This window comes from Moorena sp. SIO3I6 (genome assembly GCF_010672095.1).
This window is the reverse complement of record NZ_JAAHHU010001709.1, coordinates 1-1,055: the sequence shown is the minus strand read 5'-3', so window position 1 is coordinate 1,055 and position 1,055 is coordinate 1. Positions and strand designations below refer to the sequence as shown.

Here is a 1,055-nt window from a genome sequence, read left to right as displayed (position 1 = left end):
ATCTGAAGTACCCATCGGATAATGATCAAGAAGTTATATTAGTAGATAATTAAAAATTTTAGCCAATTTGGCGTTACAGCTAGGGGGGCATGGCTTGTAATAGATTTATACGGAAATAGTTGTGTCTATTCATGGGTTTATTCATGGGTTTATTCATGGGTCTATTCATGGGTCTATTCATACTTAGCCACATCCTATCTCCTATTTATCCACATCCTATTTATCTACTAGGAGTTTAAAGCCATGTTTAATATGGACAAACCAGAAGAAAATTCCCAAGCAGTTCCCTTTTTTGCCCGCTACCTAGAAGGGCAATGGTGCGAAGAGCTATCTGAAGAGGAAATGGATGATGTTAGAGGCGGTCGCGGTTTTGCGGTCACAGAGAAGTTTCCCTCTGATTATGAAGATGGTGGCGGATGCTTTACTCGGAAGTACCCCTCAGATCATGAAGATGGTGGTGGTGGTCCAGCCTTGACTAAGAAGTATCCCTCAGATCACGAAGAGGGTGGGGGTGGTCCAATCGTGACTCAGAAGTTCCCATCGGATGAAGAAGATGGTGGCGGTGGTCCAATTGCGATCACCCTGAAGTTCCCCTCTGATGCCGAAGATGCTCCCCAGAAGTAATATCGGATCGAGTTGACTATAGCGTTTCCTAATCAGCGTGAGGTACATCTATCGGAATTCTCTACTCATCAGCGACATTGCTTATCCTTTTAAGGCAAAAGGCAATAGGCATGCATGCAATAAGCAATAGTAAAGATGGTTTTACGGGAATCAGATCCTCCCTTTGATAAGTAGGGGGGATCCCTAGTCAAAAAAGACTGTACCTCACCAAATTTATAAATACTATAACACAATTAACAAAGGTCAAGAATTCGATGCAGCAGGTAATTACAGCAAAGCTGAAGTTAAACTGCACACCGGAGCAAAAAGAAAAGCTTCGTGCAGTTACTTTAGCCTATCGTGATGCCTTGAACTATACATCGAAATTGGCGTTTGACAAAGGCAAAATTTCGATGTATAGTTCAAGGCATCACGATAGGCTAAAGTAACTA

General features: G+C 42.3%; 1 protein-coding gene. It reads left to right on the top strand.

Annotated elements, in window-relative coordinates; all coding sequences use genetic code 11:
* The first annotated feature begins 243 nt into the window (after positions 1-243).
* A complete protein-coding gene (locus tag F6K49_RS52500; protein WP_293031006.1) occupies positions 244-624 on the top strand; it encodes a microviridin/marinostatin family tricyclic proteinase inhibitor in 381 nt (126 codons plus the stop codon).
* Positions 625-1,055 lie beyond the last annotated feature (431 nt).